This is a genomic window from Streptomyces sp. AA4 (assembly GCF_000158875.1).
Taxonomy (GTDB): Bacteria; Actinomycetota; Actinomycetes; order Mycobacteriales; family Pseudonocardiaceae; genus Amycolatopsis.
In genome coordinates, this window is sequence record NZ_GG657746.1 from 1,030,053 (window position 1) to 1,049,748 (window position 19,696).

Genomic DNA, 19,696 nt, shown 5'->3' on the forward strand with positions numbered 1-19,696 from the left:
GTCGACCTGTTTCAGTGCAGTCCGGGTCGGATGCTCTCGCATCACCAATCAACGGGAGTTGTGACCACCGCTTGTGTTCGGCGGAACCTATGGGAGGCGGCGGAGAAGGGCGCGAATCCGGCCGTTCAGTGCAGTCCGGTCGGATGCTCTCGCATCGCCAATCAATGGGCGTTGCGACCACCGCTTGTGTCCGTTGGACCCTGCAGGTAGCGGAGTCCGTGCGGGAGGAACCCGGCCTGTTCAGCGCAGTCGGGCCGGAACCACTCGCGCCACAAAAACCAGGCGCTGCGGCCACCGCCTGCGTCCGTCGAACCCTGCGGGGAGCAGGGCCCGACGGACGGGCGCCGGAGAGGGGGTGCGCACGCGCTCGTGCGGATGGGCACCCCCCTTGCTAGCCGCGTTCGATGAGGTGGCCTACTACCTCCGGGCCGGGGTGGGCGTGGCCTGAGCCGTCTCGGCGGAGGTCTGTTTCCGGGAGTTCTACTGGGTCGCCGGTGCGGCTTGCGCCTGCTGGGCGCGGGCCTACCCAGGCGACTTGCACCTCGGTTTCTCCCTTGAGGAAGCGGTGGGCTCGCACGCCGCCGGTGGCTCGGCCCTTTGCGGGGTATTCGCTGAAGGGCGTGACCTTCACGCTCTGGCCCGTCGCGGTCACGACCATCGGTTCGCCGTGTTCTTCGTCGTCGGTGCGGATGGCTCCGAAGAAGATCGCGGTGGCGTTCGCGGCCAGTTTCATGCCTGCCATGCCTCCGCTCTTGGTTCCTTGCGGGCGGATCAGGCTCGCGGCGAAGCGCAGCAGCGACGAGTCCGACGAGATGAAGGCCAGGGTTTCGTTTCCGTCGGTCAGCCAGGTCGCGCCGACGATTTCGTCGCCGGGTTTGAGGCTGATGACCTCGAATTCGTCCGAGCGCACTGGCCAGTCCGGGGCGCACACCTTCACTACGCCACCGCGCGTGCCAATCGCCAAGCCCGGCGAGTCGCCTGCTTGTTCGCCCAGCGGGGCGATGCCTACGACTCGCTCGCCCTTTTCCAGCGGTACCAGTTCTTTTGCCGCCATGCCGCCGCGCAGCGACACCGTGCCTGCTTGTTCCGGGAGCACGGGCAGGGGCAGCACGTCCGTCTTGAACGCGCGGCCTCGGCTGGTCACCAGCAGCACCTGGCCGCGTGCGGTGGTGTGCACGACGGCCGATACAGCATCGTGTTTGACGCGGCCGTTTCTGCGGCGGACTTCCGACGCCTCTTCGGATTCCGCTGCCGTGCGGGCCACCAGGCCGGTCGCCGACAGGATCACCTGGCACGGGTCGTCCGCTACTTCCAGCGGGCCGGACGGCTTCGACGCGGCCAGGACTTCCTTCAGGTCCCCGTCGATCAGGCGGGTGCGGCGCTCGGTCGGGAAGTCCTTCGCGATCTTCGCCAGTTCCGTCGACACGAGCTTCTTCAAGACCGACTCGTCCTCGAGGATCGTGGTCAGCTCGGCGATTTCCGCGCGCAGCTTGTCCTGCTCGTTTTCCAGCTCCAGCCGGTCGTACTTCGTGAGGCGGCGCAGCGGGGTGTCCAGGATGTAGGTCGCCTGGATCTCGGACAGCTTGAACTTCGTCATCAGGCCGTCCTTCGCGGCGGCCGCGTTTTCGCTTTCGCGGATCAGCCGGATGACCTTGTCGATGTTCAGCAGCGCGATCAGCAGACCGTCGACCAGATGCAGGCGCTCTTCGCGCTTGCGCCGGCGATAACGCGTGCGCCGCGTGACGACCTCGTAGCGGTGCTTCAGGAAGACTTCCAGCAGCGCCTTCAGGCCGAGCGTCTGCGGCTGGCCATCGACGAGCACCAGGTTGTTGATGCCGAACGACTGCTCCAGCGGCGTGAGCCGGTACAGATCCGCCAGCAGCGCTTGCGGGTTGACGCCCACCTTGCACTCGATGACGAGCCGCGTGCCGTTCTCGCGGTCGGTGAGGTCCTTGACGTCCGCGATTCCGGTGAGCCGCTTGGACTTGTTGACCTCGTCGGTGATCTTCTCGATCACCTTCTCCGGGCCGACACCGTACGGCAGCTCGGTCACCGTGATGGCCTGCCGGCCGCGGCTGCCTTCCAGCGGGCCGGTCTCGACGTTCGCGCGCATGCGGACCACGCCGCGGCCGGTTTCGTAGGCCTTGCGGACCTCGTCCAGGCCCAGCAGGCTGCCGCCGGTGGGCAGGTCCGGGCCGGGGACGTACTCCATCAGCTTGTCGAGCGTGGCGTTCGGATGGTTGATCAGCCACCGCGCGGCGCCGATCACCTCGCCGAGGTTGTGCGGGATCATGTTGGTCGCCATGCCGACCGCGATCCCGGACGTGCCGTTGACCAGCAGGTTCGGATACGCGGCGGGCAGCACCGAGGGCTCTTCGAGCGAACCGTCGTAGTTCGGCCGGAAGTCGACGGTGTCCTCGCCGAGTTCGCCGACGAGCAGCATCGCCTCGTTCGACATCCGGGCTTCCGTATAACGCGAAGCGGCCGGTCCGTCGTCTGGGCTCCCGAAGTTTCCGTGCCCGTCGATCAGAGGGACGTTCAAAGAGAAGTCTTGTGCGAGCCGCACCATGGCGTCGTAGATCGCCACGTCCCCATGCGGGTGGTACTTGCCCATGCAGTTGTGGACGACGAAACCCTCGGTCGCGAATTCGTGGTCTTCCGCGCCGACCTGAATATCGTAAGTGACCTCGGGTTCGACCCGTTCGACGGAAACCACTTCGAGGAACGAGAAACCGTTCAGCGCGTCGAGCCGGTCCGCGAGCGGGGAGCCGATCCGGCGCAGTTTCTCGATCCAGCCGTCCTGGTGCGCCCTGGAAAGCCGGAACGAGCGGTCCTCCAGCGCGGTGCCGTGCCGGTCCTTCCCGTAGCGGACCGCGGTGCCGGTCCCCATCGACAACGACGCCCGGAACGCGGTTCCGCCAGTGTCGCGGAACCATCCCCCGCCTCGGTGCGCGGCGGAGAACTCGGCCATGACCCCCTTGTTGGGCAGCCGGTCGTTCCCCTGTTTCCCGCCGTACTCGTAGGCGATCTCAGTGAGCTTCTCGAGGCTGCTCTTTTTGTAGCCGATGGTGATCCACGGCAGCATGACGCGGGCCAGTACCGCCGCGTCGGATCCGCTGACGGACAAGCCCAGCAGCGTCTTGTGCCCGGCTTGCCTGGAGTTGCTCCAGTGATGACCGTGGACGCCGAGGTCCGCGAGCATCGAGTAGACCTGCCGGACGAGCTTTTCGCTCGTGCTGACATAGACGAGCTCGCGGTGGTTCTTCCGGATGTAGCCGTCGCCGTCGAAGAGACCGGCGAGGTACGGAGCCCAGGTGGCCCGGTCCGAGAGGACCTCCTCGGGCACGAGCTTCGCGTCGCTGCGCGGCCCGCCTGCCGCGAGCAGGCCGTCGTGCCGGGCGAAGGTGAGGATGTGCTGGTCGCGCCATTCCGGTTTGGCCGCGACGCGAGTCCCTCGAGACACGCTCACCCCGCTGGCCGTCGCCCACTCGTGCACGGCGTCGAGGGGTTCGATGTCGCACATGTGGATCCGGACGCGCCCGTCCGCAGGGCGATTCCGGTCGACGGCGAACCCTTCCGCCGTGATCAAGCCGAGCAAATAGGCGTACCGGCCCCCGCCTTGCGGCAGGCTTTCCCGGCGGCCGCTGCCGTAGGCGAGGGTCAGCCGTCCGGTCAGGTCGCGGGCGGCCGTCCAGTCCAGGGTCGAATCTGCCGCCACAGTCCGGAACCGCTGTCCGGGGGTGACGAGCATGGTGTGCCCGTTCGACCACGTGATGCGGACGAGTTCGTCCGGCGGGTTCTCGTAGACCTCGGCGACGGGCACGGCCTTGCCGCGGCTGTCCAGGACCTGGTCGCCGACCGCGATGGATTCGATCGGCCGGAGCCCGTCCGGCGTCGACACCAGCGCGCCGCGCACGAAACAGTCGCCGACCACGCGCGACGACTTCACGTACGCGTGCGTCGGGCGGTAGCCGTTCTCGTTCATCGAGAACAGGATCCGGCGGTGCACCGGCTTCAGGCCGTCCCGCGCGTCCGGGAGGGCGCGCGAATGGATCACCGAGTACGCGTACTCCAGGTACGAGTCTTCGATCTCCGTCTTCAGCGGGTTGTCGAAGACCTGCGCGCCCGGCGAGTCGAACGCGCTCGGGTCCACCCGGGTCACCGGGGTCTTGCTACGGCGAGCCATGGCTCACAACTCCTTGGGAACGAACGGAAAACTCAGACGTCGATGGCGTCGCGGTCGACGCGGTCGGACGATTCGACCAGCCAGTTGCGCCGCGGCTCGACCTTCTCGCCCATCAGCAGTTCCAGCGCCAGCTCCGCGGCCTCGACGTCCTCGAGCGTGATCCGCCGGACCGAGCGCGTCGCCGGGTTCATCGTGGTTTCCCACAGTTCGTCGGCGTCCATCTCGCCGAGGCCCTTGAACCGCGGCACCGGCGTGACGACCTGCTTGCCCGCCGCCTCGAGCTCGGCGACCTTCTGCTCCATCTCGCGCTGGGTGAAGGTGAAGATGGTCTCCGAGCCGCGGCCCTTCGTGGTGATCTTGTGCAGCGGCGGCATGGCCGCGTACAGCCTGCCGTCCTCGATCACCGGGCGCATGTACTTCGCGAACAGCGTGATCAGCAGCGTGCGGATGTGCGAACCGTCGACGTCCGCGTCCGCCATCAGGATGACCCGGCCGTAGCGCATCGTCGAGAGGTCGAACGTGCGGCCGGTGCCCGCGCCGAGCACCTGCACGATCGACGCGATCTCGGCGTTCTTCAGCGTGTCGCCCAGCGACGCCTTCTGCACGTTGAGGATCTTGCCGCGCAACGGCAGCAGCGCCTGGTACTCCGACACTCGCGCCATCCGCGCCGAACCGAGCGCGCTGTCGCCCTCGACCAGGAACAGCTCGCTGCGCGAGACGCCGGTGGTGCGGCAGTCGACCAGCTTCGGCGGCATCGCCGCGCCCTCGAGCGCGGTCTTGCGCCGGGCGGCGTCCTTCTGCTGTTTCTGGGTGAGCCGCACGCGCGCCGCGTCGACCACCTTCTGCAGCACGATTTTGGCCTCGGACTTGGTTTTCCGGTCCTCGGTCCAGGCGCGCACCTGCTTGTCGACGATGCCCTGCAGTACGCGCGTGATGCCCGCCGTCGACAGTTCGTCCTTGGTCTGCGACGTGAACTGCGGCTCCGGCAGCCGGACGTGGATCACCGCGGTCATGCCCTCCAGCACGTCCTCGGTGGTCGGCGGGTCCTCCTTCGCCTTGAGCAGCCCGCGGGTTTTGCCGATCGCGTCCTGCAGCGCGCGGGTGACCGCGCGGTCGAACCCGCGCCGGTGCGTGCCGCCGTGCACGTTGCGGATCGTGTTGGTGAAGCACTCCACGGTGCGCTCATAGCCGGTGCCCCAGCGCAGCGCGACCTCGACCTCCGCGTGTCGCTCCACATTGGACTGCATGACGCCGTTGGCGTCCGCCGCGTTCTCCTTGTACGTGCCCTCGCCGGTGATCATCAGCGTGCCGCAGACGGGTTTTTCGCTGTCCGGGGCGAGGAAGTCGACCATGTCCGCCAGCCCGTTCGGGAAGTGGAAGGTCTCCTCGTTGATGGTGTCCTCGAACGTGGTGCGCAGCACGTACGTGACGCCGGGCACGAGGAACGCGGTGTTGCGCAGCTTCGTGCGCACGCCTTCGACGTCGAGCGCGGCGCCGGTTTCGAAGTACCGCGCGTCGTACCAGTAGCGGATCGACGTGCCGCTCCGCTCGCCGCGCTTCATCTTGCCGACGAGGTTGAGCCCGGAGCGGCGGGTGAACTTCGCCTTCGGGCCGGGTCCGTCGAACACGCCGGGCACGCCGTGCGCGAACGACATCTGGTGGACCTTGCCGTTCTGCTTCACCGTGACGTCGAAGCGGTGCGACAGCGCGTTCACCGCCGAGGCGCCGACGCCGTGCAGACCGCCGGACGTCTTGTATCCGGAGCCGCCGAACTTGCCGCCGGCGTGCAGCCGGGTCAGCACCAGTTCGACGCCGGAAAGGCCGGATTTGGCGTGCACACCGGTGGGGATGCCGCGGCCGTCGTCGTCCACCTGGACGCTGCCGTCGGCGTGCAGCGTGACGACGATGCGCGTGGCGTGGCCGGCCACGCCCTCGTCGGTGGAGTTGTCGACGACCTCGGAGAACAGGTGGTTGATGCCACGGCTGTCGGTGGAGCCGATGTACATCCCGGGGCGCTTGCGGACCGCCTCGAGTCCTTCGAGGTGGGTCAGGTCGTCGGCCCCGTACAGAGTCTCAGCAGTCACGAGGTCGTTCTCCCGGATCGAGGCGAGCTGTTCGGTGGGCAAACAGGCGGCCGGAGCAGGGGCCCCGGGCCGTCACCGTACTGCAGGATATCCGCACCCCCCGACAGGAACTGGCCGCTGCGCCCCCGGCGGCGTCCGGCAGCGTGTCCCAGGTCACCGGTATAGTCCTGAAGGAATACATCTTCCACGCGAGTAGTTGTGCCGACAAGCAAGGTACGAAGCAACCGGCTAGGGAGCGGTCATGCAGTTCGGAATCTTCTCGGTGGGCGACGTCACGACCGACCCCACCACGGGCGTCACGCCCACGGAGCACGAGCGCATCAAGGCGATGGTCAAGATCGCGCTCAAGGCCGAAGAGGTCGGTCTCGACGTCTTCGCCGTCGGAGAGCACCACAACCCGCCGTTCGCCGCGCCGGCGAACCCCACGGTCCTGCTCTCGAACATCGCGGCGCGGACGGAGAAGATCGTCCTTTCGACGTCGACCACCCTCATCACCACGAACGACCCGGTGCGCATCGCCGAGGACTACGCCATGCTGCAGCACCTGGCCGACGGGCGGCTCGACCTGATGATGGGCCGCGGCAACACCGGCCCGGTCTACCCGTGGTTCGGCAAGGACATCCGCGAGGGCATCCCGCTGGCCGTCGAGAACTACGCGCTGCTGCACCAGCTCTGGCGCGAGGAGGTCGTCGACTGGCAGGGCAAGTTCCGCACCCCGCTGCAGGGCTTCACCTCGACGCCGCGCCCGCTCGACGGCGTGCCGCCGTTCGTGTGGCACGGTTCGATCCGCAGCCCGGAGATCGCCGAACAGGCCGCGTACTACGGCGACGGGTTCTTCGCGAACCACATCTTCTGGCCGACCTCGCACTTCCAGCAGCTGATCGCGTTCTACCGGCAGCGCTTCGAGCACTACGGGCACGGCAAGGCCGACCAGGCCATCGTCGGGCTCGGCGGGCAGGCGTTCATCCGGCCGAAGTCGCAGGACGCGTGGACCGAGTTCCGGCCGTACTTCGACAACGCGCCGGTCTACGGGCACGGGCCGTCGCTGGAGGACTTCACCGAGCAGACGCCGCTGACCGTCGGCAGCCCGCAGGAGGTCATCGACAAGACGCTGACCTTCCGCGAGCACTTCGGCGACTACCAGCGCCAGCTCTTCCTGATGGACCACGCCGGCCTGCCGCTGAAGACCGTGCTGGAGCAGCTCGACCTGCTCGGCGAAGAGGTCGTGCCGGTGCTGCGCAAGGAACTGGAAGCGAAGCGCCCGGCGCACGTGCCGGACGCGCCCACGCACGAATCGCTCAAGGCGGCTCAGGCGGTCAACGCCTGACCCGGATACCTCCGGACTGAGTGGAGAGGTCATGACTGCACGCACTATCGCCGTGGTCACCGCGGGCTTGAGCCAGCCGTCGTCGACGCGGCTGCTGGCCGACCGGCTGGCCGAGGCCACCCGCGCCGCCCTGGTCGACGACGACGTGACGGTGAAGGTCTTCGAACTCCGCGACATCGCGGTGGACGTCACCAACAACATGCTCACCGGGTTCCCCAGCCCGCAGCTGCGGGAAGTGATCGACACCGTGACGCGCGCGGACGGCTTGATCGCCGTGACGCCGGTGTTCACCGCTTCCTACAGCGGGCTGTTCAAATCGTTCTTCGACGTGCTGGACAAGGAAGCGCTCGACGGCAAACCGGTACTGCTCGCCGCGACGGGCGGTACGGAACGGCATTCGCTCGCCCTCGACTTCGCGCTGCGACCTCTCTTCGCCTACCTTCGCGCGACTGTGGTTCCGACGGGCGTGTACGCGGCGTCGTCGGACTGGGGCAGCGTCGAGGCGACGGGTGCGTTGCAGCAGCGAGTGGAGCGGGCTGGTCGCGAGTTGGCTCGGTTGGTGGCGGCGGCGCCTGAGGCGAAGCCGGGTGACGAGTATGCGTCGGTGTCGTTTGAGCAGTTGCTGGCTGGTCATTGACGGCCGCTCCTCGCGGTCAAGAGCGCTTGCGGCGCCGGGGTTTCCGGGTTAAGGAGAAGTTCTGCCTCGACGGCGAACCCGGCGTCGCGTAGCCACGTTGACATGCGTTCCCGGGGGCGGCGGTGCACCTGGACCTTCATCGGGTGGCCGCCGTAGCCGTGCGTTTTGAGCCGGGTTTCGTCGCCGACGTGGTAGAGCAGCTGGAGCAATCCGCCGGGGTGCAGTGCTTGGCGGAAGTTCGCGAGGACGGCCGGGAGCAGGTCGTCCGGCAGGGGGATGACCGACTGCCACGCCACGATTCCGGCCAGCGACGTGGCGGGCAGAGGGTCGGTCATCGAGCCGACCTCGAAGCGCAGGGTCGGGTAGTCGCGCCGGGCGACCTCGATCATGCCGGGGGAGAGGTCGACGCCGTAGGCGGCTACGCCGAGTGCGTTGAGGTGGGCGGTTACCTGCCCAGGCCCGCAGCCGAGGTCGGCGACTGGGCCGTCGTCGACTTGGTCGGCGAATAGCCGCAGTGCGGCAAGCAGATACGGCTGTTTGCCGAGCGCGTCGCGAACGAACGTGGCGTAGTCCTCCGCCACGGTGTCGTACGACGTTCTGGTGTCGGTGAGCCAATCCACGTCAGCCTGCCGGGGTCTGGGCGATGAGAACGGTGGCGCGCGTGGTCCAGCCCAGCGCGGAATACAGCTGTTGCCCATCCGCGGTGGCGACGAGAATCCCGGTGGTCGCGCCGTGGGCCATGGCGTTTTCCACCAGGGAACTCATCACCACACTGCCGAGGCCGCGGCGACGATGCTCCGGGACGGTTTCGATCCGGTCCGCGATCGCGTCGGTGCCGACCACGGCCATGGTTCCTCGTGCTGCGACTCCCGAATCGGGATGTCGCAACACGGTTTCGCACACCGTCCCGTTCATGGTGGAGGTACCCGTGTAGGGCGGCGGGGATGGACGCGGCGGATGTCGGCGTAGGGGAATCGTCATGAGCGCTTCGCGTGCGTCCCGCAGCTTGAGCCCAGCCTCGCGCACGATCGCCTCGGCTTCCTCCGGCCGGTTTGTTGGCACGGTCAGCCAGGTCGGTCGTTCTGCTGCGGCCACCTCTGAAGCGAGGCCGCGCAGGACGGCACGCTCGGGGGACAACGCGATGACCTCGCGATGCCGATCCGGTTGTCCGAGCAGGACGTGCAGCCCGCCGCGGGTTTCTTCGGCGGGACGGAATCCTCGGGAGACACCCCATCCCGCCTGCCAGCGGCGGATGAGGTCGGGCAGTGATTCGACCACGCTGAGCAGCTAAGCACGGGGCACCGACAAAAACGGCCGGAGTCCAGTATGGACAGTCCAGCTGGCAGTACCGCGAGCCCGGCGGCACACTGGGCCGATGGGATTGGGCAAGCCAGTGCGCCGGGTGCTGCTCTCGGTCGTCGGCGGGGTGCTGGTGATCGTCGGGGTCGTGCTGCTCGTGCTGCCGGGGCCGGGGTTGCTGCTGGTGCTCGCCGGATTGCTGGTGCTCGCGTCGGAGTTCCCAGCGCTGCAGCGATTTGTCGACCCGGTGCGGACGCGGGCGATGCGGGCCGCGGAGGAGAGCGTGTCCTCGCCGCTGCGCATCGCGGGCTCGGTGGTGGCCGGACTGGCCCTGCTGGCCGCGGGGATCGTGTGGGGGACGGTGCGGTCGCTGCCGCTGAGCGGGTGGAGTACCGGGACCAGCCTGATTCTGTCCAGCTTGATTCTCTTCGCGTTGCTGATCTGGAGCTACCGACGGGTGCGGGCGAAGCGCGAGTCTCAGGCGAGCGCGGCGACGAGGCATAGGTAGCCGCCTCCGCCGATCACGACGCCCGCCACCGCGCCGACCGCCACCTGGGCCGAACTGTGGTCTTTCAGCTCGACGCGCGACCAGCAAACCCACGCCACGGCAAGGAAAAGCACGGCAAGCCAGGAACTGTAGACCTTCATCAGCATCACCGTCGCCCCCGCGGCGACCATGGCGTGCATCGAGATCTTGAACTTCAGGCCGAAGGTCACCGCCAGCGCGACGACAAGGCAAGCCAGTTCGGCGGCGGCCAGCGCGATCATCTCGTGCGGCGCACCTCCGACGAGCAGCACCGCGAATCCCAGCGCGAGGGAGCCGATGCAGGCGGCGAACGGCACGAGCCGACCGGCGCGGTCGGTGACGTGGTGGCTGTCCCACTTCCCGCGTTTCGCACCGCGCACGATGACCGCCATCGGGATCAGCGAACCGGTGACGCCCACGATCAGGCCCCACAGCACAGCCTCGCCGAGGTGGTGACCGGTGACCTGCCAGGCCACCACGAGCGGAAGGCCCAGCACCCACACCCACGGAGCGAGGACTTCCGTCGCGGTCCGCGCGAGGAGGTTGCGGGGAGCCAGTTCGTCCGGCGGGGCGGATGGCACGGCTGGGCTCCTCGGGGTTGATCGTTCCGGCGCTGGGGAATGGTATCGGGGCCCGGCAATAAAAGTGCCTGGACCTGCGAACTCGCAGGTCCAGGCACCAACCTCAAGAGGCGTAGAGCTTAGCCACCTCCGCAGCCGACAGCGCCCGGTCGTACAGATGCACCTGGTCAACCGCCCCGTTGAGGAAGTCGACCGGGTTGCCGCCGTACTTCCCGCGGCCGATCACGGTGTTTCCGGTGGACGCCTCGCCCAGGCAGACGCTGCGCGAAGCCGCCAGCTGGCCGTCCACGTACAGCGCCAGCTGTCCGGTCGCGGCATCCCGCACCCCGACCAGGTGGTACCAGCGGCCGGCTTCCGGGGTGATCGGCGCGAGCGCCCGCGTTCCGACGAAGCTGAACGCCAGCTTGTGGTCCGCGCCGGAATACTGCAGGAAGAACGCGCTGTGGTCGTTCCCGTCCTGGCTCACCACGGTCTGGAAACCGTCGCCGACCGCGTTGAACTTCACCCACGCGGCGACGCTGTAGCTCAGGTCGGTCTTCACCAGCGGGGCGCCGGTGTCCGCGTACTGGCCGGAGCCGTTCACCGCCAGGGCCGAACCGCTGTGGCCGGCGGTCCACGAAGCGCCGCCGACGAGGGTGGCGTCGTGGTGGCCCACGGTGTCCGCTGCCGTGGTGCCGCTGTTCTCGTCGAACGGGTACGCGGCGATTCCGTCGATGCCTGGCGTGCCGGGCGGGATCACCGGACCCTGTTGCGGCGAGCCGTCGACGCCGTTGATCACCGACAGGTTCGCGGCCCGGACGGCGGCGAAGTCCATCTTCTTCACCTGACGGTCGTAGGTGTAAAAGCCGTTGACCTCCTTCTCCACGTCAGTGGTCTGCGTGTACACCCCGGCCGACACGCCGCATTGCCGTCCGGCTAGCAGCAGGCGTTGCTGGAGTTCGGCGTAGCGGCGGGTGAGCGTGGCACTGTCCGGCTCCATCTCGTAGGCGAAACTGCCAGCCGGGTCGAACTGGTGCCCGTCGACCTTCAGGCCCAAGCCGCCGTATTCGCCGTCGACGGCGGCGCGCGTCGCGTCCGGCACCGGGGTTCCGGGGCCGGTGTAGGTGTGGTCGTCGTAGATGTCACCGCGGCCGCTGTCCGGTTCGGACCGGCAGCAGTTGACGCCCGACTCCGCGTCCACGAGCCGCGTCGGGTCCCAGGCCTTGACCTGGTCGGCGATCCGGCCGACGGCGTAGTCGCCCCAGCCTTCGTTGAACGGCACCCACGTGACGATCGACGGGAAACTGCGGTGCTGGTCGATCATCCGGTGCAGTTCGGATTCGAAGTTGGCCTGCGCCGCGGGGGTCGCCTCGACGTCGTCCTTCATCGCGGGCATGTCCTGCCACACCAGGAGCCCGAGCTTGTCCGCGTAGTAGTACCAGCGGCCCGGTTCGACCTTGATGTGCTTGCGCACCATGTTGAACCCGAGCGCCTTCTCCTGCTCCAGGTCGAACTTCAGCGCCGCGTCGGTCGGCGCGGTGTAGATGCCGTCCGGCCAGAAACCCTGGTCCAGCGGGCCGAGTTGCATCACGAACTTGCCGTTCAGCATCATCCGCTGCTTGCCGTCGGCGGTCTTGCCGATCGAAACCGACCGCAGGCCGAAGTACGAGCCGACACTGTCCCCGGAGGACAGTGAGACGCGCAGGTCGTACAGGAACGGATCGTCCGGCGTCCACAGGTGCGGCTTGTTCACCTTGAGCTTCAACGGAGTGTTCGCCGGTCCGGTCGCGAAGCCGACGACGCGGCCGTGGTCGTAGGCGACGGCTTGCACGCGTTGGTTCACCGGCCCGCCCACCACGGCGTTCACGGTGACCGAACCGCTGGCGGCGTCCGGCGTGGTGTCCACCCGGGAGATGTAGGCCGGGGTCACCGGTTCCATCCAGACGGTCTGCCAGATGCCGGACGTCGGGGTGTAGAAGATTCCGTCGCCGGGTTTGCGTTGTTTGCCGAGCGGTTGCCCGCCCGCGTCGTTCGGATCCGTGACGCCGACGACGACTTCCTGGTCTTTCCCGGTGGTCAGCGCATTGGTGACGTCCGCGGAAAACGCGTCGTAACCGCCGGTGTGGCGGGCGACCTGATGGCCGTTGACCCACACCGTGGTGTCGTAGTCCACCGCCTGGAAGTGCAGGATCAGCCGCTGGTCGCGGCCGCCGACGTGCCAGTTCTTCGGCACCTCGAACGTCCGCCGGTACCACATCGACGTTTCGTGCCGCATGATCCCGGACAGCGCCGATTCGACCGGATACGGTACGAGAATGCGTTCGTCGAGACTGCGTTTGATCGGCGGGGAATCACCGGGCTTGGCGGCGGAGAATTCCCAGACGCCGTTGAGGTTTTGCCAGTTGTCGCGGGTCATTTGCGGCCGCGGGTACTCGGGAAGGGCGTTGTCCGGCGAAACCTGGTTGGTCCACGGGGTGGTCAGCGGCGGGGTGAGACGGTGCCATTGCGGCGGATCGGCCGCGGCGGCGGGGACACTCGACAACCCGGACACGGCCACGGCGAGCGCGGCGGCCGCCGTGGCCAGACGGCCGGGTCTGCGGGCAGGACGGACCATCGTCGAACCTCCTAGTGACAGGTGGATCAGCGCGGATGGAACTGCACGGGGGTCAGGATCGGCGGGAGCGGGCCAGCAGGCGCTGGATCACGACGACGACCAGCAGGAACGCGCCGCTGACCACCGTCTGGTAGTTGGAATCGAGAGTGCCGACCTGGTTGATCACGTTCTGGATCAGCGTCTTCAGCAGCACGCCGACGAGCGTGCCGACGACGGTTCCCGCGCCGCCGGTGAGCAGGGTCCCGCCGATGACCACGACGGAAATCGCGTCCAGTTCCGTGCCGACGCCGAGCACGGTGACGCCCGATTGCAGGTACGCCGCGGTGAGCACGCCGGCGAATCCGGCGAGCGTGCCGCTCAGCGTGTAGAGGGTGATTTTGGTGCGGGCCACCGGAAGCCCCATCAGCAACGCGGACTGTTCCGAACCGCCGAGGGCGAACACCGACTGGCCGAACCGGGTCCGGCGCAGGAGAAGCCCGCCGAGTCCGAAAAGGACCAAAGCGAGATACACCGGTACGCCGATGCCGAAGATCTTGCCTTGGCCCAGCCAGAGCAACGCCGAACCCGGACCCACTTTGTACGTCGTCGCGCCCTCGTTGGTCAAGGCCAGCAAGAGCCCGCGAGCGAACAACAGCGAGGCGAGCGTGACGATGAACGGGGCCATTTTCGTGCGGGCGATGAGGAGCCCGTTGATCAGGCCGATCAGCCCGCAAACGACTAGCGGCAACAGGATCGCGACCACCAGGCCGTAGCGGGAGCCGTACGCGGCCAGCACGCCGCCGAGCGCGTACACCGAGCCGACGGACAGGTCGATCCCGCCGGAAATGATCACGAACGTCATGCCCAGCGCGATCACTGCCAGGAAGGAACTTTGCAACGCGAGGTCGCGCAGGTTGTCCGCGGAGCCGAAGCGCGGGAAGGCAAACCACGCGGCGGCCACGCCGAGTACGAGGACTACGGCCGCGCCTTGGCGTTGCAGCACCGCGGCGAACGCCGCGCCGCGTTCCGACGGCGGGGCGGCGGTGGTCGCGATCATCGCGTGCTCCGTTCCCGGGCGACGTACACCGCGGCGACGATGATGGCGGCCTGCACCATCTGCGCGGCGGAATCGGGCAGGTTGTGCTTGATCAGCGTGGCGTGCACCAGTTGCATGAGCAGCGCGCCGAACACCGTGCCGAGCACGCGCACGCGGCCGCCGGTGAGCGGAGTGCCGCCGACGACCACGGCGGTGATCGCGGACAGTTCCATCAGCAGGCCGAGGTCGTTGGGGTCGCTCGCGGCGAGCCGCGCTGTGGACAGCACGCCAGCGATGGCCGCCAGCGCGCCGGACATGGCGTACACGCCGATCAGGACGCGTTTCACCGGCAGCCCGGCGAGGGTCGCCGCGGGACGGTTGCCGCCGACCGCGACCAGGTGGCGGCCGAAGGTGGTGCGCCGTACCAGCAATCCGGCCAGCACCGAGAGAACGGCAGCGACCAGGACCATGATCGGCACGCCGAGTACGTCTCCGGTGCCGAGCGCGAGGAAGTCCGGATTGTGCAGCTGCACCAGCTGTCCGTGCGCGATCACGAGTGCTAGTCCGCGACCGCCGACGAGTAACGCCAGGGTGGCGATGATCGGCTGAATACCGAGCTGCGCCACCAGAAACCCGCTGAACAGCCCGGACGCGACCCCGGCGATCAGCGCCACCACGATCACCATCACCGGCCCGGCCCCGAGATACAGCGGGACGAGCGCCGCGGCGACCGACATCACCGAGCCCACCGACAGGTCGATGCCCTCGGTGCCGATCACCAGGGCCATGCCGAGCGCCACGATGCACACCGGCGCGGCCTGCACCAATTGCGTGCGGAAGTTGGCCGCGGAGAGGAAGTTCTTCGTGAACGCGATGTTGAACAACAGCAGCACGACCACGGCCAGATACACGCCGTAGTTCTGCAGCCAGCTCGTGACGCGGGCGCGGTCAGGTCTCGTCAGTGTCGCGGTCGACATCGTTGTCACCCCCTGCAGCTATCGCCGCCAGCACGTTGTCCTCGGTGACCGCGTCGCCGGCCAATTCGGTGGCGACGCTGCCGTCGCGCAGCACGACCACCCGGTCCGCGCCGTCGAGAATCTCTTCCAGTTCCGACGAAATCAGCAGCACGCCGAGCCCGTCCTGCGCCAGTTCGTCGATGAGCGCCTGCACCTCGGCCTTTGCCCCGACGTCGATGCCGCGGGTCGGCTCGTCGAGCAGCAGCACTTTCGGTCCGGTGGCGAGCCAGCGGGCCAGCAGGACCTTCTGCTGGTTGCCGCCGGACAGCTCGGACACCTTCTGCTCCGGACTGGACGCCTTGATCCGCAACCGTTCCATGAACGTCTTCACCACGCGGTCCTGTTTGGACCGGCTGACGAAGCCGAAAGTGGACAATCGCGGCAGCGCGGCGAGCACGATGTTCTCGCGCACGGACAGGTTCGGAATGATCCCGTCCGCCTTGCGGTCCTCGGCCAGGAGCGCGATCCCGGCCCGCATCGCCGCGGAGATCTTCCCGCGCTTCAACGGCTTTCCGGCGACCAGCACGGTACCGCCGTCGAGCGGGAAAGCCCCGACCACTGCCCGCGCGGTCTCGCTCCGGCCGGACCCGAGCAGCCCGGCCAGTCCGACGACCTCGCCCGGCCGCACGCTCACCGAAACGTCGTGCAGTTTGTTCCCTCCAGACAAATGAGAGGCCTGCAGCAACGGTTCCTTCTCCGCATGATGCTCCTCGCCGAACGCGGTGACGCCCTCAGCGCGGATCTGCCGGATCTCCCGGCCGAGCATCATCGACACCAGTTCGATGCGCGGCAACGGCTTCAGCGGTCCACTGTGGACCACGCGACCGTCCCGCAGCACCGTGACGCTGTCGCACACCCGGTACAGCTCGTCCATCCGGTGGCTCACGTACAGCACCGAGATGTCCTCGGCGTGCAGCCGGGCCAGCACCTCGAACAGGGTGTCCACTTCACGCGGTTCGAGCGACGACGTCGGCTCGTCCATCACGACCACACCGGCCTTTGTGGACACCGCGCGAGCCAGCGCGACCATCTGCTGGGCGCCGACCGCGAGCGTGTGCAGCGGACGCCGCACGTCAGTGTCGATTCCGTACCCGCTGAGCAGTTCGCGCGCCTGCTCGTTCATCGCGGACCAGTCGATCAATCCGGTGCGGGTGCGCGGTTCCCGGCCGAGGAAGACGTTGCTCGCCACGCTCATCAGCGGGACGAGGTTCACCTCCTGGTAGATGGTGGAGATCCCGGCGCGCTGCGCGTCGATCGGCCTGCGGAACTCGACCGGCTCGCCGAGGTGGCGCACCTCGCCCTCGTCCGGCCGGTACACGCCGGTGAGGACTTTGATCAAAGTGGACTTGCCCGCGCCGTTTTCCCCTACCAGCGCGTGGACTTCGCCGCGGCGCAGGCGGAAGGAGACGTTGTCGAGGGCCACGGTGCCGGGGAACCGTTTGGTCACCCCGGACACCTCGAGCACCGGTGCGGTCATGGTCGCCACCTGGGTGTCGGCCGTGCTCGTCATCAGTACGCGTTCCCGACCTTCTGGGCCGCGTTCGATTCGTCGTACGAGTCGTCGGTGATGACGATGCTCGGCGGGATCGGCTTCCCGTCCTCGAACTGCTGCAGCGTCTGGAACGCCAGCTGCCCGAACCGCGGGTTGGACTCGATGACCGCGTTGTAGCTGCCGTCGACGATCAGCTGCACCGCGTTGCGGGTGCCGTCGACGGACACGACCTTGACGTCCTTGCCGGGGTTCTTGCCCGCGGTCTTGAGCGCGTTCACCGCGCCGATGCCCATCTCGTCGTTCTCCGCGTACACCGCGGTGAGGTCCGGGTGGCTCTGGATGAGCTGCTCCATCACCGACTGGCCCTTGGACCGGTCGAACTCGCCGGTCTGCTCGGCGACCACGGTGAGACCGGGCGTCTTCGCCAGTTCGTCCTTGAAGCCCTTCGTGCGGTCGGTGGTCACGTTGTTGCCCGAGGAGCCGAGCAGGATCGCGACCTTGCCGTTGCCGCCGGTGGACTTCGCCAGCGCGGCGGCCGCGCGGTGGCCCTGTTCGATGAAGTTGGAGCCGATGAAGGTGAGGTAGTCGGTGCACGGCTTCGACGTGACCTGCCGGTCGATGGTGACGACCGGGACCTTCTTCGCCTTCGCCGCGTCGAGCGCGGGCTGCAGGCCGTCGGAGTTCAGCGGGGCCACGATGAGCAGCTGCGCGCCCCGGTCCAGCAGCGATTTGATGTCCGAGATCTGCTTGTTGAGGTCACTCTGCGCGTTCGTGGTGAGCAGGTGGTCGGCCGGGATGCCGAGCTTGCCCGCCTCGCCGCGGATGGACTGCGTCTCGGCGATCCGGAACGGGTTCGCCTCCTTCTCCGACTGGGAGAAGCCGACGATGGCGGTCTTCGGGTCGAGCTTCGGGTAGCCGGTCTTGTCGATGGTGCAGCCGTCGGCGGTCGGCGCGGCGGACGCGGCCGAGGCGGCCGGACCGGAGCCGTTGCTTTGCGCGGCCGGGGTTTCCTCGCGGCTGGTGCACCCGGCGAGCACGAGTGCCGTGGCGGCGCCGGCGACCAGAGCGAAGCGGGCAGGGACGGACGGGGACACGGCGGACTCCTCGCAGCCGACGACTGGGGCAACCCGCTCGGCGGAGTGACGCCCGTCACCCCGCTGAGCTCCGGCTATTTTTACATCGTTGGAACAACGTTGTAAACAGGCAAAACGTCGCTACACTACGTGGTCGTCGGGGCTGGTGCCGAGAGCCTCGCGGGCTCGTGATGGGCTCTGGGCGGACGAGATGAGGAGTCGGCGTGGCCGTGACCCTGAAGGACGTCGCGACGCTGGCGGGCGTTTCGGTGAAAACCGTGTCGAACGTGGTGAACGGCTACGCGTTCGTGAAGCCCGAGAACCGGCGGCGCGTCGAAGAGGCGCTGGCCGCGACCGGATACCGGCCGAACGTCGGCGCGCGCAACCTGCGGCGCGGGCGGACCGGGTTCCTGGCGTTGATGGTGCCGGAGCTGAGCATTCCGTACTTCGGCGAAATGGCCGGGCTGGTGATCACCGCCGCGCAGCGCCGCGGATGGAGTGTGCTGATCGAGCAGACGCAAGGGACTCGCGACCGGGAACGGGCCACTGTGGACTCCCTGGGCCCACATCTGGTCGACGGCGCGCTGGTGCATCCCGAAGCGCTCGAAGCGGACGATTTCCCTGATGCCGACGGGCAAATCCCGTTGGTGCTGCTGGGCGAGCACGCGGTGGACGTCGCGCTCGACCGGGTAGCGATCGATAACGTGCAGGCCGCGCACGTCGCGGTGTCGCATCTGGTGTCGCTCGGGCGCCGGCGGATCGCGGCGATTGGGGCGAACCCCAAGCGCGGGACGTCGTCGCTGCGGCTCGCGGGTTACCGGGCCGCGTTGGCGGATGCTGGGTTGCCGTCGGCGGATTCGTTGGTGGAACCGGTCGCGAAATACCACCGCGCCGAGGGGGCAGCGGCGATGAAACGCTTGCTGGCACAGGAAGAACCGCCGGACGCGGTGTTCTGCTTCAACGACCTGCTGGCCGTCGGCGCGTTGCGCTCGGCGGCCGAGCACGGGCTTCGGGTGCCCGACGACATCGCGATCGTCGGCTTCGACAACACCGAGGAGAGCGCGTTCAGTCTTCCCGCGCTCACCACAATCTCCCCGGACAAGGCGGCCATCGCCGAGGCCGCGATCGACCTCATCCACCGCCGCCTCGCCGGTACCGAGAGTGCTGCGCCGCGCTCGGTGCAGCCGCCGTTTTCCCTGGAGGTAAGGGAAAGCACGGTCGGTTCCTAGAGCAGGCGCACCGCCAGCACGAGGATGACCGCGCTGGACAGCAGGGCGGTGCCGAGCCGTCCGCGGGGACCGGTGAGGCCGCGTCCGAGCAACGCTCCGCCGATGGCCAGCAGCAGTTGCCAGCTGGCCGAAGCGGCGAACGCGGCGGCGGCGAACACGGTGCCGTCGGCCGGTCGGTCGCCGAGGACGAGCGCGGTGAAGTAGATGATGGTGGACGGGTTGAGCAGGGTGAGGCCGAGCAGGGTCGCGTACGCGCGGAGCGGGTGTGGTTCCATTGCCAGCAAAGGCGTTTGCGGGGATCGATAACGCCGGATGGCCCGGACTGCGGTCCACGCGGCGAGGACGAAGAGCGCGGCGGCGGAGATCAGGCGCAGGGGAGTGGTGATCGGGGCGAGCACCGGGGCCAGCGCGGCCCCGCCGGTGGTGGCGAGCACGGCATAGATGCCGTCCGCGGTGGCCACACCCATCGCCGCGGCCGCCCCGACCCGCCACGACGTGCGCGCGGTGAGCTCGACCAGGTAAACGCCGATCGCGCCGACCGGCATGGCGATCCCGTACCCGGCGACAAGCCCCGCGACGAGCGCGGCGCTCATCGCGCGGCCTGGCTGGTCCCTTCCCGCGTCGTCTGCTGCTTGCCG

15 protein-coding genes are annotated in these 19,696 nt (G+C 68.2%); 4 read left to right on the forward strand and 11 right to left on the reverse strand.

Annotation, left to right across the window (positions count from 1 at the left end; all coding sequences use genetic code 11):
* Window positions 1-391 precede the first annotated feature (391 nt).
* Window positions 392-4,186: a DNA topoisomerase (ATP-hydrolyzing) gene (locus tag SSMG_RS43180; RefSeq protein WP_050788114.1), complete on the reverse strand. Its 3,795-nt coding sequence runs from the start codon at window positions 4,184-4,186 to the stop codon at window positions 392-394.
* A gap of 32 nt (window positions 4,187-4,218) precedes the next feature.
* Window positions 4,219-6,270, reverse strand: a complete 2,052-nt coding sequence (locus SSMG_RS04945; protein WP_037716599.1) for a type IIA DNA topoisomerase subunit B — start codon at window positions 6,268-6,270, stop codon at window positions 4,219-4,221.
* A gap of 241 nt (window positions 6,271-6,511) precedes the next feature.
* Here SSMG_RS04945 and SSMG_RS04950 point away from each other — a divergent pair, with 241 nt between their 5' ends.
* Together SSMG_RS04950 and SSMG_RS04955 are read left to right on the forward strand one after the other, a co-directional pair.
* Entirely contained in the window at window positions 6,512-7,597 is a 1,086-nt protein-coding gene (locus tag SSMG_RS04950; RefSeq protein WP_009073365.1) for an LLM class flavin-dependent oxidoreductase, read from the forward strand.
* Window positions 7,598-7,628: 31 nt separating this feature from the next.
* Window positions 7,629-8,234 carry an FMN reductase gene (locus SSMG_RS04955; RefSeq protein ID WP_009073368.1) on the forward strand — a complete coding sequence of 202 codons (606 nt, stop codon included), beginning with the start codon at window positions 7,629-7,631 and terminating at the stop codon, window positions 8,232-8,234.
* Here SSMG_RS04955 and SSMG_RS04960 read toward each other — a convergent pair.
* A complete protein-coding gene (locus SSMG_RS04960) occupies window positions 8,228-8,854 on the reverse strand; it encodes a trans-aconitate 2-methyltransferase (protein WP_037712593.1) in 627 nt (208 codons plus the stop codon). The two genes, SSMG_RS04955 and SSMG_RS04960, sit on opposite strands and share 7 nt — an antisense overlap.
* A gap of 1 nt (window position 8,855) precedes the next feature.
* Complete coding sequence (locus SSMG_RS04965) at window positions 8,856-9,512, reverse strand: GNAT family N-acetyltransferase (RefSeq protein WP_199785802.1); 657 nt, start codon at window positions 9,510-9,512, stop codon at window positions 8,856-8,858.
* Window positions 9,513-9,609: 97 nt separating this feature from the next.
* Between SSMG_RS04965 and SSMG_RS04970 the strand changes: the two genes are divergently transcribed.
* Window positions 9,610-10,041 carry a PGPGW domain-containing protein gene (locus SSMG_RS04970; protein WP_009073373.1) on the forward strand — a complete coding sequence of 144 codons (432 nt, stop codon included), beginning with the start codon at window positions 9,610-9,612 and terminating at the stop codon, window positions 10,039-10,041.
* Here SSMG_RS04970 and SSMG_RS04975 read toward each other — a convergent pair.
* From SSMG_RS04975 to SSMG_RS05000, 6 genes are all read right to left on the reverse strand, one after another.
* Window positions 10,011-10,640 (reverse strand): hypothetical protein, encoded by a 630-nt coding sequence (locus SSMG_RS04975; RefSeq protein ID WP_009073375.1) that lies wholly within the window; start codon window positions 10,638-10,640, stop codon window positions 10,011-10,013. The two genes, SSMG_RS04970 and SSMG_RS04975, sit on opposite strands and share 31 nt — an antisense overlap.
* A gap of 103 nt (window positions 10,641-10,743) precedes the next feature.
* A complete protein-coding gene (locus tag SSMG_RS04980) occupies window positions 10,744-13,233 on the reverse strand; it encodes a glycoside hydrolase family 2 (protein ID WP_009073377.1) in 2,490 nt (829 codons plus the stop codon).
* A gap of 52 nt (window positions 13,234-13,285) precedes the next feature.
* Window positions 13,286-14,269: an ABC transporter permease gene (locus SSMG_RS04985; protein WP_009073379.1), complete on the reverse strand. Its 984-nt coding sequence runs from the start codon at window positions 14,267-14,269 to the stop codon at window positions 13,286-13,288.
* Entirely contained in the window at window positions 14,266-15,225 is a 960-nt protein-coding gene (locus SSMG_RS04990) for an ABC transporter permease (protein WP_037712597.1), read from the reverse strand. The genes SSMG_RS04985 and SSMG_RS04990 overlap by 4 nt, the downstream gene beginning before the upstream one ends.
* Window positions 15,197-16,741 (reverse strand): sugar ABC transporter ATP-binding protein, encoded by a 1,545-nt coding sequence (locus SSMG_RS04995; RefSeq protein ID WP_286157023.1) that lies wholly within the window; start codon window positions 16,739-16,741, stop codon window positions 15,197-15,199. The genes SSMG_RS04990 and SSMG_RS04995 overlap by 29 nt, the downstream gene beginning before the upstream one ends.
* Before the next feature lie 32 nt (window positions 16,742-16,773).
* Window positions 16,774-17,850: an ABC transporter substrate-binding protein gene (locus SSMG_RS05000; protein WP_009073384.1), complete on the reverse strand. Its 1,077-nt coding sequence runs from the start codon at window positions 17,848-17,850 to the stop codon at window positions 16,774-16,776.
* A gap of 203 nt (window positions 17,851-18,053) precedes the next feature.
* Between SSMG_RS05000 and SSMG_RS05005 the strand changes: the two genes are divergently transcribed.
* Window positions 18,054-19,058 carry a LacI family DNA-binding transcriptional regulator gene (locus tag SSMG_RS05005; protein WP_009073386.1) on the forward strand — a complete coding sequence of 335 codons (1,005 nt, stop codon included), beginning with the start codon at window positions 18,054-18,056 and terminating at the stop codon, window positions 19,056-19,058.
* Here the strand turns inward: SSMG_RS05005 and SSMG_RS05010 are convergent.
* Window positions 19,055-19,651 carry a LysE family transporter gene (locus SSMG_RS05010; RefSeq protein WP_009073388.1) on the reverse strand — a complete coding sequence of 199 codons (597 nt, stop codon included), beginning with the start codon at window positions 19,649-19,651 and terminating at the stop codon, window positions 19,055-19,057. The two genes, SSMG_RS05005 and SSMG_RS05010, sit on opposite strands and share 4 nt — an antisense overlap.
* Window positions 19,652-19,696 lie beyond the last annotated feature (45 nt).

Excerpts from the sequence above, each read along its gene's own strand:
- SSMG_RS43180 (WP_050788114.1), bottom strand. The coding sequence starts at position 4,186 with ATGGCTCGCCGTAGCAAGACCCCGGTGACCCGGGTGGACCCGAGCGCG.
- SSMG_RS04950 (WP_009073365.1), top strand. The coding sequence starts at position 6,512 with ATGCAGTTCGGAATCTTCTCGGTGGGCGACGTCACGACCGACCCCACC.
- SSMG_RS04955 (WP_009073368.1), top strand. The coding sequence starts at position 7,629 with ATGACTGCACGCACTATCGCCGTGGTCACCGCGGGCTTGAGCCAGCCG.
- SSMG_RS04970 (WP_009073373.1), top strand. The coding sequence starts at position 9,610 with ATGGGATTGGGCAAGCCAGTGCGCCGGGTGCTGCTCTCGGTCGTCGGC.
- SSMG_RS04980 (WP_009073377.1), bottom strand. The coding sequence starts at position 13,233 with ATGGTCCGTCCTGCCCGCAGACCCGGCCGTCTGGCCACGGCGGCCGCC.
- SSMG_RS04985 (WP_009073379.1), bottom strand. The coding sequence starts at position 14,269 with ATGATCGCGACCACCGCCGCCCCGCCGTCGGAACGCGGCGCGGCGTTC.
- SSMG_RS04990 (WP_037712597.1), bottom strand. The coding sequence starts at position 15,225 with ATGTCGACCGCGACACTGACGAGACCTGACCGCGCCCGCGTCACGAGC.
- SSMG_RS04995 (WP_286157023.1), bottom strand. The coding sequence starts at position 16,741 with ATGACCGCACCGGTGCTCGAGGTGTCCGGGGTGACCAAACGGTTCCCC.
- SSMG_RS05010 (WP_009073388.1), bottom strand. The coding sequence starts at position 19,651 with ATGAGCGCCGCGCTCGTCGCGGGGCTTGTCGCCGGGTACGGGATCGCC.